Origin of the sequence: Nocardioides ureilyticus (assembly GCF_051280745.1) — a bacterium.
Lineage (GTDB): Bacteria > Actinomycetota > Actinomycetes > Propionibacteriales > Nocardioidaceae > Nocardioides.
This window is the reverse complement of record NZ_JBNCOG010000009.1, coordinates 51,758-65,670: the sequence shown is the minus strand read 5'-3', so window position 1 is coordinate 65,670 and position 13,913 is coordinate 51,758. Positions and strand designations below refer to the sequence as shown.

Below are 13,913 nucleotides of genomic sequence, written 5' to 3'. Positions count from 1 at the left end.
GCGTCTCGTCGCGTCGTTTGGGGAGGAGGCCTACACCGGCACGCGGCCGCTCACGGCATGCTGCATCCTCACCTCGTGACCGGGGGCCACGCCGTGGGCGCGGTCCAGCTCCAGGACCGCCTCCAGCGCGGTGACCTCGACCCCGTCCAGGCCCGCCGCGCGCAGCACGTCGGCCGTCTCGTCGATCGAGCGGGCGGCGGCTAGGGGCAGCGCGGCGCGCACCTCCTCGTCGTACGCCGCGGCGAACGCCTCGCCCCCGGCGTCGAGGCCCTCGGGGAACCACGTGCTGTCGACGACCGCCACCACCCCGCCGGGGCGCAGCAGCGCCGCCCAGCGGCGCACCGCCGCGACCGGGTCGCGCAGGGTCCACATCACGTAGCGACCGGTGACGGCGTCGAAGGAGCCGTCGGGGAAGTCAGGGGCGACCGCGTCGCCGCGCAGGAACCGGGGCGGCCGCGCCAGCCCCGCTGCGTGCTCGCGGGCCCGGTCCAACATCCCCTCGGCGAGGTCGATGCCCGTGACGGTGTGGCCGAGGGAGGCCAGCAGGCAGGCGACGTGGCCGCTCCCGGTCCCGACGTCGAGCACGTCAGCGGGCGCGGCGGGGAGCACCGAGGACCAGACGTCGGCCCAGACGGCTCGGTCGAGCTCCCGGCGCTCGGGCCGCTGCTGGTGGTCGTCGTAGGCCGGGGCCCGGCCGGTCCAGTAGCGGTCGATGCGGTCCTGGACGGAGGTGTCGCTCATGCGGACTCCAGGGCGGGGAGGCGGTCGGCGGTGGGCTCGAAGAGCAGGTGGAGGCGGCCCTCGAGGTGGACCGGACGGACCCCGATGCCGTAGACCGGCTCGAGGAGGCGGGGCACGAGGACCTCCTCGGTCGGCCCGGCCGCGACCACGCCGCCACCGTGGGCGGGGCCGCCGAGCAGGACCAGGTCGTCGCAGTAGCGGGCGGCGAGGTTCAGGTCGTGGAGCACCACGACCGAGCACCGGGCCGAGCACCGGGCGAGGTCGGCGACCAGGCCCAGCACCTCGTGCTGGTAGCGGATGTCGAGGTGGTTGGTCGGCTCGTCGAGCAGCAGGTGCGTGGCCTCCTGCGCCAGCGCGCGGGCGATGAGGACCCGTTGCCGCTCGCCGCCGGACAGGTCGGCGAAGGCCCGCCCGGCCAGGTGCGCGACGCCCACCTTCTCGAGGCAGGAGGCGGCGACCGCGCGGTCGTGGTCGCCGGCGCGCTGAAAGGTGCCCAGCCGCGGGCTCCGCCCGAGCAGCACCATCTCGGCCACGGTGAGGACCGACTCCCCGGCGCCCTCCTGGACCACGACCGCCAGCCGGCGGGCGGCCTCCCGCGGCCGCAGGTCGCTCAGCGCGTCGCCGTCGACCCGGACGTCGCCGGTGGGGCTGCGCAGGGCCCCGTGGAGGAGCCGCAGGAGGGTCGTCTTGCCGCTGCCGTTGGGGCCGATCAGGCCCAGCACCCGGCCCGGCCGGGTCGCCAGGTGGACGCCGGCGACGACCGGCGTGGCGCCGTACTGCCAGGAGACGTCTGCGGCGGTGATCATGCGCCCAGCTCCTCGAGGCGGTCGACCAGGCGCTCGAGGCCGGTCACGGACAAGGGCGTGGGTGGTTCGGTGAAGTTGAACAGCTGCGTGATCACGCGCCCCTCGCGGACCGCGGCGAGTCGCTCGGCACCGGGCAGGTCGGTCACCGCCTGCTCGACCTCGGCCGGGTCGCCGTCGCTGTGCAGCAGCACGAGCACCTCGGGGTCGCGGCCGAGCAGCTCCTCGAGGGTGACCTCGAAGACCCGCTCGTCGACGTCGCCGAAGACGTTGACCAGCCCCGCCGCCTCGAGCTGCGGGTCGGCCATGCTCCGGTTGCCGTAGGCGTAGGTCGTGCCGCCGCCCACCGTCGGGTACAGCACGGCGGCGCGCAGGCCGGAGCCCTTCCCGACCCGCTCCTCGACGGCCCCTACCCGCTCCCGGAGCTCTGCGGCCGCTGCCCCCGCGGCCTCGGTGCGCCCGAAGACCCGCCCGTAGGTGATCATCTGGTCCTCCACGTCGTCGAAGCCCGGATCCGCCAGGCCCTCGGCGCAGAGGCCGGGTTCCTCGAGCAGCGGGATCCCGACCGACTCCAGCGAGGCACGCGAGAGGTTGTCGACCTCGCCCAGCACGAGGTCCGGCTCCTGCCCGATCACCGTCTCCCGGGAGATCTGGAGGTGCCCGCTGGTGTCGGTGCGGTCGGTGAGCAGCGGGATGCGCTCCAGCTCGGCCAGCGTCCCCTCGTCGTAGTAGCCGGCGGGGTACTGACCGGCGCGCGCGGTCACCCGGTCGAGCACGCCGAGCTCGTGGAGGAACGGCACCGAGGCGCTCTTGAGCAGGACGACGCGGTCGGGCGCCTCGGTGAAGGTCACCTCGGCGCCGCAGTTCTCGACGGTCACCGGGTACGCCCCGGCCCCCGCGTCGACCCCCGCGTCGACCCCGGCGCCGACCCCGGCCGCGGGGGCGGCGCCGGAGCCGGAGTCGCAGGCGGCGAGGAGCAGCGCGGCAGGGAGGAGGGCGGCAGGAAGGAGGGTGGCGGGCAGCAGTCGCGTCATGGGGTCCTCAGGCGGTGGCGTGGAGACGGCGGACGAGCAGGAGCAGGAACGGGGCGCCGACGAGGGAGGTGATGATCCCGATCGGGATCTCCTGCGGCTGGAGGAGCACGCGGGCCACGACGTCGGCCCACACGAGGAGCACCGCGCCCATGACGGCGGCGACCGGCACGACGCGCACGTGGCGGCCACCGACGACGCGGCGGGCGAGGTGGGGCACCACCAGCCCGACGAAGCCGATGCTGCCCGCGGCGGAGACGAGCACGCCGATGCAGAGGGCGACCACGACCAGCAGCAACGTGCGGAAGCGGTCCGGCGACGTGCCGAGCGCCTGGGCGGTCTCGTCACCCAGCGCCAGGACGTCCAGGCGCCGGCCCCAGGCCACGAGCAGCGCGGTGGTGGCCAGCACGACGACGGCGACGACGGCGAGCGGCGCGTCCCACTGGGCCAGCCCGAGCGAGCCGAGCAGCCAGAACATCACCGAGCGGGCGCCCTCGGCCGAGCCGGAGGCGAAGATGAGGAAGCTGGTCGTGGCGTAGAGGGCGTAGCCGACGGCGACACCGGCGAGGAGCAGGCGCACCGAGGTGACCCGCCCGGCGGACCTGGCGACGAGGAAGACCAGCGCCGAGGCCGCGAGCGCACCGAGGAAGGCGCTGACGGGGAGTGCGTGCTGGCCCAGGCCGGAGCCGAACCCGAAGAGGATGGCCGCCGCGGCACCGCTCGAGGCGCCGGAGTTGACCCCGAGCAGGTAGGGGTCGGCGAGCACGTTGCGCACCATCGCCTGCAGGGCGACGCCGCAGACGGCGAGCCCCGCGCCGACCAGCACGCCGAGGACCACGCGCGGGAGGCGGACCTGCCACACGATCGCGTCCTGCGGCAGGGACCAGGTGATCTCCCCCGGCACGCCGAGCAGGTGGTGCCCGAGGACCTGCGCCACCGTCGCGGGTGGCACGCCGACGGCGCCGGCACCGACGCCGGCGACGACGGTCGCGACCAGCAGCGCGACCAGGCCCAGGAGCCACAGCGCCGCGCGGCGGCCGCGGGCCCGCTCGTGCGCCAGGAGGCCGACGGGCGACGCGGCGTCCAGCGCCACCCCGCTCACCGCCCGACCTTGTTGCACATCACTTGCAACAACCTAGCGAGTGCGACAGGGCGGGTCACATCCGCCCGTGCACGGACGCCCCGACCGGGAGCGGTCGGGGCGTCCGTGGACCAGGCGCCGCGGGCGCCGTCGAGCGGTCTCAGCCCTGCGGGACCGCCGCGAAGGCGAACGAGCCGGCGCCGACCTCGAACTCCGCGAAGCCGGGCACCTCGCTCTCGACCTCCCGCGCACCGGCGGGCGCCTCCACACGCTGCCCCTCGGCCACCGGCACCCGCACCGTCGCGGTGGTGGCGCCGGGGACCTCGACGCTCAGCCGGAGCCCGCCGTCCACCCGGCTCCAGGAGCTGGAGATGCGTCCCCGCACCGAGTCGTACGCCGCCGACGCGGACCGGACGTCGCCGACCAGCGCCGGCTCGATCACGACCTCGCGCCATGCCACGGAGCCCGGGGCCTGGGTGATGCCGGCCACCCCGCTGGTGAACCAGGCGCCGGTCGCGCCGAGCATGTAGTGGTTCTGCGAGGCGTTCGCGCTGCTCCAGCTCTCCGGGAGCGACGTGGCGCCGCGGCGCAGGAACGACCCGTAGCTGTGGCCGTCCTCGCGCTGCACCCAGTCGTGCAGCACGTCGTCGAGCCGCTCACGCGACAGCAGCTCCACCGCGGCGTGGAGGCCGATCTCGCCGACCTCGAGGTGGTCGTCGGCGTCACGCACCATCTGCACGAACCGGTCGAGGACCTGCTGGCGCAGCTCCGCCGGCACCAGGTCCTCCTCGAGCGCGAGCGCCTGGCTGGCCTGGTCGCCGCGGCCGTACACGCCCGCCTCGGCGTCCCAGAACTCGCGGTGGAACGCCGACGCGACCTGCTCCTTGCGCGCGGAGTACTCCGCGACCGACGCCTCGTCCCCGAGCGCACGGGCGATGCGGACCATGTGGGCGAGGATCCGGTGGTAGGCCCAGGTCTGGGTCAGCGCGGGGGGCGTGGCGGGGCTGGCAGGAGTGATCCAGTCCCCCAGCCCGCCGGGCACGATCCCGTCGCTGGCGATCGAGGCCAGGAAGTCGGCGTACCGCACGATCTCGTCCCAGTGGGCGCGCATGGCGGAGTCGTCGCCGTACCACTCGTAGAGCTGCCAGGAGGAGACCGCGAGGGTGGCACCCCAGTTCGCGTCGTGGCGGAAGGCTCCGGCGAAGAGCGAGTCCTCCGGCGCGGTGGTGGGGATGAGGCCGTCGGCCTGCTGCGCGTCGACCACGTCCTGCAGCATCTTGCGGTAGTGCGCCTGGACGTCGTAGCCGAAGGCCACGGTGTCGAAGACCAGGTTCGTCTGGTCCAGCCAGCCGAGCTTCTCCCGGTGCGGACAGTCGGTGAAGACCGAGTACATGTTGCTCTGCACCGACCGGTCGATGATCCGGTGGATGTCGGTCATCATCGGGTCGCTGGTCTCGAAGGACCCGACCGCGCGGTTGGTGGCACGCAGCGACAGGCCGCGGACGTCGTCAGCGGTCGGCGCCTCGGCCAGGCCGGTGACCTGCAGGTAGCGGAAGCCGTGGTAGACGAAGCGCGGCCGGAACGTCTCCTCGCCCTCGCCGGCCAGGGTGAAGGTGTCGCGGATGTCGCCGCCGGCGCTGCGCTGGTCGACGGTGCCGTCGCCGTAGAGCTTCTCGCCCGGACGCATCGTGATCTTCGTGCCGGCCGGGCCGGAGGTCGTGAGCTCCTGCCAGCCGGCGAAGTTCACGCCGAGGTCGAAGACCCACGTCCCCGGCTTCGGCTGGGTCACCTCGACGGCGTCGAAGGTCTCCACCACCTGGATCGGCGGGCTCACCCGCGCGACCAGCTCGGTCCGCGGGGTCGGCGCAGGGACCTCCTCGGCCACCTCCCACCCGGTGCGGTCGGCGCCCGGCTCGTCCCAGGCCCCCAGGTCCCGGCGGGCGTCGTGGTCCTCGCCGCCGTACCAGTTGCTGAAGGTGACCTCGCCCAGCTCGGTGCGGAAGTCCTCGTCGGTCGCGACGACCTCACGGCTGCCGTCGGCGTAGGTGAGCTCCAGCTGGCCGATCGCCCGCGGGGCACCGTGGCCGGCCTTGGCCTTGATGTACCGGTTCGGGTCGTCGGGGGTGTTGAACACGTTGTAGATGCCGTTGCCGAGCGCCAGGCCCCAGGTGTTGGCACCGGGGCGGACCAGGTCGGTGACGTCGTAGGTGGCGTACGGCACGCGCACCCGGTGCTGGGTGTTGGCCGGCTCCAGGACGTCCTCGGAGACGGGCTCGCCGTTGACGGTGGCCTCGTGGACGCCGAGCCCGGAGACGTAGAGCCGGGCCGACTCGACCGGTCCGCGCGCTGTGAAGTCCCGCGCGAGGACGGGGAGCGCGTCGGGCGCCTCGTGACGGTTGGACACCGCCTCGAACTTCGCCTTCGACACCACGGTGCGGAAGGTCCCGCCGTCGTCGGAGAGCTCGACCTTCACCTCCCGCGGGAAGTTCGGCGTCATGCCGTAGCGGCCCGGGGAGTCCCACAGCGAGAAGATCCGCAAGGTGTCGAGGTCGCGGACCTCGCCCAGGTCGATCGTCATCACGATCGGCCGGTCCTGGACGTCGGTCTCCTCGTGGTAGTCGCTGCGGTAGCCGCGCGGCGCGTCGGCGGTGGTGACCTTGCCGTCGACGAGGAACTCCGGCTGCCAGACACCGGGCTCGCTGTTCTCCTCCGAGACGGTGACGGCCGCCCCCTCGGCGAGGTTGGCACCGTCGGGGCCGTCGGCGACCTCGATCTCGCCGACCTCCAGACGCGGCTTCCACGCCGGGTCGTCGAGCGGCTCCTCGGGCCGGCCGAGGTCGCGAACCGTCAGGCGCACGAAGCGTCCCCGCTGGTCGCCCAGCGCGACGTCCTGGTGGAGCGGCTCGGCCCACCGGGGATCGGTGATCCAGTCACCCTGCCAGTCGTGCTCGTCGAGCAGCCCGAGCTCGAAGCGCGCCGGCTCGCTCCAGGCGCTGGGACCGCCGCGCCCCGACCAGGTGCGGACCTGCCACACCGCGGCGTCGCGCGCCCCGAGCGGCTTGCCCGCGTACTCGACGGCCTGGGCGTCGTCCTGGATCCGCCCGGACTGCCACAGGTCGGCCCGGCCGGGTGAGTCGGCCGAGGAGACCCGCACCTGGAAGGCGGTCTGCTCGCCGCTGCCGGCGGCGGCGCGCCACTGGAAGTCCGGGGTGGTGTCGTCGATGCCGAGCGGGTCGACGGCCCCGCCGACCGCGAGGCCGACGGGAGCGCCCGGGACAGCCGGCGGAGCGGCCGACGCGAGGGCGGGATGGAGGGCGGTGGACGCGGCCACGGCCGCGACCGCGAGGGTCACGGCCGCAGCACGGCCCCGTGAGGGATGACGCACGATGAGCTCCTGGGGAGGGAGGGGAGGTGATCGCTGTGAAACGATTCACACCTTCGAACGCCGCCGACGCTAGTGGTGCTGGTCACACGAGCGCAAGGGTCCCGGGCACATCTGCGCGCGTGGGCGCGGGCCGCCCCGCGACCGTCTACGACCAGGGGGACGCGAGATTGAAGCGATCCAGGGGTCGCCCGACAGCGGTCACCGCCGGCGCGCCCGGCGCCCTCAGGCCGTGACGACGACCGTCGTGCCGATCGGCGCGAAACGCCACAGCGCACGGGCGTCGGCCCGTCGCTGCCGGATGCACCCGTGCGACAGCGGGGTGCCGAGCTGGGCCAGGGTCTGCACCTTCTCGCCGTCGTCCACGGGGATGTCGTGGAAGCCGATCGCGGCCCGCTCGCCCTGGGTGAACCGCACGAAGTACTTCATGGTGCCCGAGTCGTCGATGCCGTAGGCGTTCTCCGAACGCGAGTAGACGGCGTACGTCCCGGGGTCGAGGTTGTCGTACACGCTGCCGGAGACGAGGTAGGTGCGCACCACCTTCCGCCGCCCCTCGACCAGCCAGACGCGCTGCCGCCCCTCGCTGAAGACGACGCGCTTGCCGGTCCCCGAGCCGGGCGGCAGCGCCGTCTCCGCCGCGGGGTCCGGCCACGGGCCGTAGGAGGCGTCGCCCGGCTCGTCGGCGGGCTCGTCGGCGGGCTCGTCGGTGGGCTCGCCGGTGGGCTCGCCGGTGGGTCGGGAGTGGTCCGCGACCGGGTCCAGCGCCCGCTCGACCGGCTCGGCCGACGAGGGCGACCCCGGAAGGACGCCGGTGCCGCCGAGCACCGCGACGCCGGTCACCGCGAGGGCGGCGGCCAGGGTCGCCACCCGGCCCCACCGTGGCCGGACCGGCGTGGCGCGGTGGCGCGCCACCTCAGCCCTCGCTCTTCCGTGGCCGGGTCCCCGGCTTCCGCCGCGGGCGCGCGGCGCGCTGCACCAGGTTGGCCGCGACCTCGCGGTAGGCCTGCGCGCCCTTGCTGCTGCGGCTGGTGGCGAGGATGGAGCGGCCGGCCGCGGGCGCCTCCGCGAACTTGATCGTCTTGGGGATCGGCGGCTCGACCACGTCGAGCTGGTAGGTCTCTGCGATCGTCTCCAGCACCGTGCGCGAGTGGTTCGTGCGACCGTCGTACAGGGTCGGCAGGACGCCCCACACCTCCAGCCGCTTGTTGGTGAACCGCCGGACGTCGTGCACCGTGTCGAGCAGCTGGCCCACGCCGCGGTGCGAGAGCGTCTCGCACTGCAGGGGCACCAGCACGCCGTCGGCAGCGGTGAGCGCCGCGACCGTGAGCACGCCGAGGGACGGCGGACAGTCGAGCAGCACCCAGTCGTAGGCGCCGTCGAGGTCCTCCACGACGCCCTTCACCACGTGCTCGCGCCCGGTGCGGGTCAGCAGGTCCGCCTCGGCGCGGGCGAGCTCGATGGTGGCCGGGAGGAGGGCGACGCCGTCCTCCGTCTCGATCAGGACCTCGGTGGGGTCCAAGCCCCGGGTGAGGACCTGGTGGACCGACTGCTCGAGGTCCTCGGGATCGATGCCCAGGGAGAAGGTCAGGCAGGCCTGCGGGTCGAGGTCGACCAGGAGGACCGAGTGGCCCAGCTCGGCGAGCGCCGCACCGAGCGAGGCGACCGTCGTCGTCTTGGCGACGCCGCCCTTCTGGTTCGCGATCGCGAGTGTCGTGGTCATCGCCCTCCATCATGCCGGACCGGACGGCCGGCCGCCGGAGGCGGCGGGCTGTGTCGGGAGTCCCGTTCCGGCGCCGACCTGTTTGGATGACCGGCATGCCCCCTGGAACCGCAGTCGTCACCGGAGCCACCGCCGGGATCGGCCTCCGCTTCGCCCACCGCCTCGCCGAGCGGGGCCACGACCTGGTGCTCGTCGCCCGTGACGAGGCGCGCCTGGACGCGGTCGCCCAAGAGCTCCGTGCGGCGTACGGCGTGGCCGTCGAGGTGCTCCCCGCCGACCTCGCCGACCGCTCGGCGATGGCCACCGTCGAGGCGCGCCTGGCCGACCGGGACCGCCCTGTCGAGCTGCTGGTCAACAACGCCGGCTTCGGCCTCAAGGAGCGCTTCCTCGACAACAGTGCCGACGCCGAGACCGCGATGCTCGACGTGCTGGTCACCGCGGTGCTGCGGCTGAGCCACGCGGCGCTCGGGCCGATGGCCGAGCGCGGCGGCGGCGGGATCATCAACGTCTCCAGCGTCGCGGCGTTCCTGCCGCGCGGCACCTACTCGGCGGCGAAGGCGTGGGTGAACAGCTTCAGCGAGTGGGCCGCCCAGGAGTACCGCCCCCGAGGGGTGCGCGTGATGGCGCTGTGCCCCGGCTTCACCCGGACCGAGTTCCACGAGCGGATGGACGTCGGGCAGGACTCCGCGCCCGGCTTCCTCTGGCTGGACGCCGACGCGCTGGTCCGGGCCGCCCTCGACGACTACGACCGGGGGCGGGTCTACTCGATCCCGAGCGCCCGCTACAAGGCCATCGCGATGCTCGCCCGGGCCGTCCCGACCGGTGCGTTGCAGCGGTTCCAGTCCCTCGGGCGGAAGTGACGGCGCAGCACCGCCGCGTCGCCGGGGGCCAGGTCAGGGACGCACCACCGCGGGAGCGTCGCGGCCGGAAGCCGCCGCGGCAGCCGCGGCCGCCTCGAGCAGCCGGGCGTACTCCTCGGGCTCGGTGGTGTTGCAGCCGAGCTCGTGATCGACCTTCCCCGCCCCGTGGTGGTCGCTGGAGCCGGTGACGACCAGGTCCAGCTCCCGGGCCAGCGCCCGCAGGCGCCGGCGGCTGGCCGGGGTGTGGTCCTCGTGGTCGACCTCGATCCCCGTGAGGCCGGCGGCCTTCAGCTCGGCCAGCTCCGGCTCCCCCGGCCACTCGCGCTGCGACCGGCCCCAGGGGTGGGCGACGACCGTGACCCCACCGGCCTCGGCGACGAACCGGATCGTGTCGAGCAGCGGGGCGGCGTAGCGGTCGACGTACGCCGGACGCCCGGCGCCGAGGTACCGGTCGAACGCCTCGCTCCGGTCCCGCACCGCGCCGAGCGCGACCAGCGCGTCGGCCACGTGCGGGCGGCCGGTCGCGGCCGTGCCGTCCGCAGCCCGGCGTACGTCGTCCTCGCTCACGTCGACCCCGAGCGCGCGCAGCCGGTCGAGCATCTCCGGCACCCGGGCCCGCCGGCCGGACAGCACCCGGTCGAGCTGCTCGACCAGCGGCGGGTACGTCGGGTCGGGCAGGTAGGCGAGCAGGTGCACGCCGCGGCCCTGGTGACGGGTGCTGATCTCCATCCCGCGCACCAGCTCGAGCCCGACCTCGCGCGCTGCCGCCTCCGCCTCGGCCCAGCCGTCGGCGGTGTCGTGGTCGGTGAGGGCGAGCACGTCGATCCCGGCCGCAGCGGCCGACCGCACCAGCCCACCGGGCGGCTCGGTCCCGTCGCTGGCGCGGGAGTGGGTGTGCAGGTCGATGCGCACGCGGGTCAGCCTCCGTGCGGCCGGAGGTCACGGCGCGGGCGCATCCGGGCCGCCTCCGTTCGTGGCGCAGTCGCCGTTGGTGCACACGCGCTCGTCGACGGTGCTGTCGTTGTCGCCCCGGACGGTCGCCCGCGCCGGGTCCTCGGTCGCGCGGTGCGGGCGGAGCTCGGTGGGTGATCCGCAGACGCGGCACGCGGCGTGGTCCTGGTACATGCCGCGCAGGTACCCACTCTCACCACGACGGGCGGGGCCCGCCGAAGGGCATCTCGACCAGTGCGGGACCCAGGGCGGAGACGTCGCGGAGCAGCCAGTCGTCCCGCAGCAGCAGCATCGCCGATGCCGGGCGCAGCACCAGCCACAGCCACCGCCCGCCGGCCTCCCCCGCGACCACGGAGCGGTCCCACTCCCCCGACGCCGCGCTGGTCGAGACCGGCCAGAGCCGGACCGCCTGCCCGTCGGTGCGCACCTGCACGGCCGGGGGCCCCTCGACTGCGTCGAGCCCCGGGTCGTCGTACGGCGTGCCGGCGCAGCGGCCACCGAGGCCCGTCCCCGCCTCCTCGACGACGACGAGCACGTCGACCGGGCCGTCGAGCTCGCTGGTCCCCGAGCAGCAGGTCATCGTCGCGCGGGCGCGCTCCGGGTCGCTGCCGACCACCCCGAAGTCGGTGACCGACCAGCCCGGGCTCATCGGCCACGGCAGGTACGTCGGGAAGCCCCGCGAGGCCTGGAGGTGCTCGTGGAACCCCTCGTAGGACGCCTCGGCCGGCCGCCACAGCGGCTCCAGGACGCCGTGGTCGGGGCAGGCCCACCGCCCCTCGGGGGCAGGCGCCACGGGGGTCGGGCAGCGCGGACATCCGGCGGTCAGGGACATGCGGTCCACCGTCGGGTCAGGCCCGGCCGGTCGTCAAGCGTTCCACCGCTCGACGACGGGGGTCTCCCGCTCCCAGCCGAGCACCGAGACCGTGGCGGTGCCGAGCCGGAGCAGCCGGCCCTCGCGCGCGGGCAGGCCGAGCCAGCGGGCTGCCAGTGCGCGCAGGCTGTGGCCGTGGGCGAAGACGAGCGTGCGTCCGGGCACGGCCCGCGCCCGGGCGACCACGCGGTCCAGCCGCTCGGCGACCTGGTCGGCGCTCTCGCCGCCGGGCGTCTCGTGGGTCCACACCGTCCAGCCGGGGACCGTCTCCCGGATCTCCGCGGTCGTGATGCCCTCGTAGTCGCCGTACGCCCACTCGACGAGGTCCTCGTCGACCTCGGCGTCGGGGAAGCCCGCCAGCTCGGCGGTGTGCCGCGCCCGGAGCCGAGGGCTGGTGAGGACCTGCTGGAACTGCGCGGGGTCGAGGCGCCCGCGCAGCGAGCGGGCGACCTCCTCCCCCTCGGGCAGCAGCGGGAGGTCGGTGACCGAGGTGTGCCGGTGGTCGCGGCTCCACTCGGTCTGCCCGTGCCGGACCAGCCACAACTCGTTCATGGCCGATCGGTGTCCCGCCGGCAGGGCCCGCAGACCCGACGGTGGTCCTGCCGACGGTCGTGGGAGTTGTAGTGGACCGCTCTGGTGTCGCGCACGCCGTGCAGGCTCGCACGCTACGGGAGCGAGGTGCTCACTCGGGCCGGAGTGCCGGCATCGCGGCAGATGAGTGCCTCCTGTCAGGGCACGTAGACGACCGTGAAGCCCTCCGGCAGTTCACTACGCAGCCGCTCCACCAACACCAGCGCCCCCGCGGCGAGCCTGCGGTCGCGAGCGCGCAACGCTTCGACTGCGAACTTCTCGCCGCGATGGGGCGCGTTCCAGTCGTCACCCCACGCCGCAAGGTCTGCCACTAACTCCGGGCTCAATCCAAGTGCCCGGTTGAGCCACTCCGGTTCCTCTGACAGTAGGCCTTCCTCGTCCCAGAGGGGGACGCTCACCGAGTCCTCTGGCATGAAACGGATGACTGTTCCCTCCACCTCGAAGGACTCCGGGGGCTCTACGTATCCCTCCGGTGGAAACGCAGCCCAGTAAGCCCCGTTCGGGTAGCCACCCAGGTACGGAGGCGGTCGGTCGGGTCCGCTGCTCACCCGTCCAGTTGAGCACGAAGCAGCAATCCACTCATCGCCAGAGTCGCGCGCTCGGCCCGAAGCGCGCTGATTGCGGAAGTGATCCGGGGTCAGGGCCGTTCGAGCTTGCCGTGCCTACGTCCGGCGGATAGCGCAGAGACGAAGAGTCCGAGCAGTAACGACAGCGTTAGCGTCATCTGGACCATGTCTTGTGCATCCTGCTTCTCCGTTGTGAGCGACCAAGCGAAGAACGCGCCGGCGAGGGCAGCGAAGACCGCGAAGCCAGCCGCCGTGGCCATCCAGAAGGCGTGAGTTCGGGCGACCTCTGGGCTTCGAAATAGCAACACGTTCCGCCACGTCAGCCATGCGAAGAAGGAGAGGCGCACAGCGGCGCCGGTGCGATCAACAGCATCGTCGCCGGTCACGATGTCGAACACGGCTTGGGGCACGAGAACCAGCAGCAGCCCTCCAACGAGGAAGACCATGCAGCCACGACTCATGAGTGCTTCGGCAGGGTCCCTCCCAGGCGGTTGCTCGTCAGAGTCCACTGCCGGAGTCTGCCACTCCAACACGGCTGCCCCCGGGGACGAAACCGGGTCGAGTGCCTACGGGAGCGCAACCCGAATGAGCTGCCGTTGAAGTGGCAGCCGTAGCGGCCGTAGCGGTCGTGTCAGCGACAGCTGTGTTTGGGCATCGGGTCGGGCGCAACCTCGAAGGGGATCTCGGCGCCCCCATCCGCGACGAACAGAGCAGCGTCCACCTCCTCGATGACAAAGCGGCCGTCCTCAGTGAAACCCTCCGGCAGGCCGCCTCCGTACCCCACGTATGCGCGCTCGGTGACCCACTGGCGGCCAGCAACTGTGAGGGGCTCGACGAAGCAGTGCCCTACCTCCAGCGTGACTCTCGTCCCTGCATCCTCGCGGACTCCGCCCGTAGGAGCGGTAGCCGCATCGTCCTCCCGGGGCAGTGATCGCCCGTCAGCCGAGGGCCCCGCTGAGCAGCTCGCCGTGACCAAGGCCACGAGCAAGCCGACAGGAATCTGGCGCATGACCTTGGGACGTAGGGGTGACTTCGGGGGTTCCGCCCTTGCGTCAGATCTCTGATCCGGGCCCGGGCGTGGGTAGTCGTCGCGTGCGCTCCGGGGCGCGGTCTTCGCTTCGCGCGTGGCCGCGCGCAGGTGGGCCCAGACGCCTGCGGTGATGGCGCGCGTGGCAGGTCGGTCGTCCGAGGCTCTGCAGATGGGGGCGGGCCACACCGTCACTGTGAACTTGTCGGTTCTCGGCGAGACCTCGACGGCCGGCGAAGCCTGTCTGCGACGGAAGTCGAACGGCCGCGTCATCGAACAGAGTCTTGAA

14 protein-coding genes are annotated in these 13,913 nt (G+C 73.7%); 1 reads left to right on the top strand and 13 read right to left on the bottom strand.

Features of this window, described 5'->3' with window-relative positions:
- Window positions 1-30: 30 nt before the first annotated feature.
- From ACSMHG_RS07020 to ACSMHG_RS06990, 7 genes are all read right to left on the bottom strand, one after another.
- A complete protein-coding gene (locus tag ACSMHG_RS07020; protein ID WP_435743095.1) occupies window positions 31-741 on the bottom strand; it encodes a class I SAM-dependent methyltransferase in 711 nt (236 codons plus the stop codon).
- The gene (locus ACSMHG_RS07015) at window positions 738-1,547 is read right to left on the bottom strand and encodes an ABC transporter ATP-binding protein (RefSeq protein WP_435743093.1); all 810 of its coding nucleotides are present in this window, start codon (window positions 1,545-1,547) and stop codon (window positions 738-740) included. The genes ACSMHG_RS07020 and ACSMHG_RS07015 overlap by 4 nt, the downstream gene beginning before the upstream one ends.
- Window positions 1,544-2,578: an ABC transporter substrate-binding protein gene (locus ACSMHG_RS07010; protein ID WP_435743091.1), complete on the bottom strand. Its 1,035-nt coding sequence runs from the start codon at window positions 2,576-2,578 to the stop codon at window positions 1,544-1,546. The genes ACSMHG_RS07015 and ACSMHG_RS07010 overlap by 4 nt, the downstream gene beginning before the upstream one ends.
- A 7-nt stretch (window positions 2,579-2,585) precedes the next feature.
- Window positions 2,586-3,677, bottom strand: a complete 1,092-nt coding sequence (locus ACSMHG_RS07005; RefSeq protein ID WP_435743089.1) for a FecCD family ABC transporter permease — start codon at window positions 3,675-3,677, stop codon at window positions 2,586-2,588.
- A 139-nt stretch (window positions 3,678-3,816) separates the two neighbouring features.
- Window positions 3,817-7,041: a family 78 glycoside hydrolase catalytic domain gene (locus ACSMHG_RS07000; protein WP_435743087.1), complete on the bottom strand. Its 3,225-nt coding sequence runs from the start codon at window positions 7,039-7,041 to the stop codon at window positions 3,817-3,819.
- A 222-nt stretch (window positions 7,042-7,263) separates the two neighbouring features.
- A complete protein-coding gene (locus ACSMHG_RS06995; protein ID WP_435743085.1) occupies window positions 7,264-7,905 on the bottom strand; it encodes a L,D-transpeptidase family protein in 642 nt (213 codons plus the stop codon).
- Window positions 7,906-7,951: 46 nt separating this feature from the next.
- Window positions 7,952-8,758 (bottom strand): ParA family protein, encoded by an 807-nt coding sequence (locus tag ACSMHG_RS06990; protein ID WP_435743083.1) that lies wholly within the window; start codon window positions 8,756-8,758, stop codon window positions 7,952-7,954.
- A 95-nt stretch (window positions 8,759-8,853) separates the two neighbouring features.
- On the opposite strand from ACSMHG_RS06990, the gene ACSMHG_RS06985 reads away from it, so the two are divergent.
- On the top strand, window positions 8,854-9,618 hold the full coding sequence (locus ACSMHG_RS06985; protein WP_435743081.1) for an SDR family NAD(P)-dependent oxidoreductase: 765 nt from the start codon (window positions 8,854-8,856) through the stop codon (window positions 9,616-9,618).
- Window positions 9,619-9,651: 33 nt separating this feature from the next.
- Here ACSMHG_RS06985 and ACSMHG_RS06980 read toward each other — a convergent pair whose 3' ends face one another.
- From ACSMHG_RS06980 to ACSMHG_RS06955, 6 genes are all read right to left on the bottom strand, one after another.
- Entirely contained in the window at window positions 9,652-10,530 is an 879-nt protein-coding gene (locus ACSMHG_RS06980; protein ID WP_435743079.1) for a PHP domain-containing protein, read from the bottom strand.
- 27 nt (window positions 10,531-10,557) lie between these two features.
- A complete protein-coding gene (locus ACSMHG_RS06975) occupies window positions 10,558-10,743 on the bottom strand; it encodes a hypothetical protein (protein WP_435743077.1) in 186 nt (61 codons plus the stop codon).
- Between the two features lie 19 nt (window positions 10,744-10,762).
- A complete protein-coding gene (locus tag ACSMHG_RS06970; protein ID WP_435743075.1) occupies window positions 10,763-11,401 on the bottom strand; it encodes a DUF6758 family protein in 639 nt (212 codons plus the stop codon).
- A gap of 33 nt (window positions 11,402-11,434) precedes the next feature.
- The gene (locus tag ACSMHG_RS06965) at window positions 11,435-11,992 is read right to left on the bottom strand and encodes a histidine phosphatase family protein (protein ID WP_435743073.1); all 558 of its coding nucleotides are present in this window, start codon (window positions 11,990-11,992) and stop codon (window positions 11,435-11,437) included.
- A 176-nt stretch (window positions 11,993-12,168) separates the two neighbouring features.
- The gene (locus ACSMHG_RS06960) at window positions 12,169-12,579 is read right to left on the bottom strand and encodes an immunity protein CdiI family protein (RefSeq protein WP_435743071.1); all 411 of its coding nucleotides are present in this window, start codon (window positions 12,577-12,579) and stop codon (window positions 12,169-12,171) included.
- 89 nt (window positions 12,580-12,668) lie between these two features.
- Window positions 12,669-13,106, bottom strand: a complete 438-nt coding sequence (locus ACSMHG_RS06955; RefSeq protein ID WP_435743069.1) for a hypothetical protein — start codon at window positions 13,104-13,106, stop codon at window positions 12,669-12,671.
- Between the last annotated feature and the right edge of the window lie 807 nt (window positions 13,107-13,913).

Bases quoted from the DNA above. Each gene is read 5' to 3' on its own strand.
- ACSMHG_RS07020 (WP_435743095.1), bottom strand. From the start codon at position 741: ATGAGCGACACCTCCGTCCAGGACCGCATCGACCGCTACTGGACCGGC.
- ACSMHG_RS07015 (WP_435743093.1), bottom strand. From the start codon at position 1,547: ATGATCACCGCCGCAGACGTCTCCTGGCAGTACGGCGCCACGCCGGTC.
- ACSMHG_RS07010 (WP_435743091.1), bottom strand. From the start codon at position 2,578: ATGACGCGACTGCTGCCCGCCACCCTCCTTCCTGCCGCCCTCCTCCCT.
- ACSMHG_RS06990 (WP_435743083.1), bottom strand. From the start codon at position 8,758: ATGACCACGACACTCGCGATCGCGAACCAGAAGGGCGGCGTCGCCAAG.
- ACSMHG_RS06985 (WP_435743081.1), top strand. From the start codon at position 8,854: ATGCCCCCTGGAACCGCAGTCGTCACCGGAGCCACCGCCGGGATCGGC.
- ACSMHG_RS06975 (WP_435743077.1), bottom strand. From the start codon at position 10,743: ATGTACCAGGACCACGCCGCGTGCCGCGTCTGCGGATCACCCACCGAG.
- ACSMHG_RS06970 (WP_435743075.1), bottom strand. From the start codon at position 11,401: ATGTCCCTGACCGCCGGATGTCCGCGCTGCCCGACCCCCGTGGCGCCT.
- ACSMHG_RS06965 (WP_435743073.1), bottom strand. From the start codon at position 11,992: ATGAACGAGTTGTGGCTGGTCCGGCACGGGCAGACCGAGTGGAGCCGC.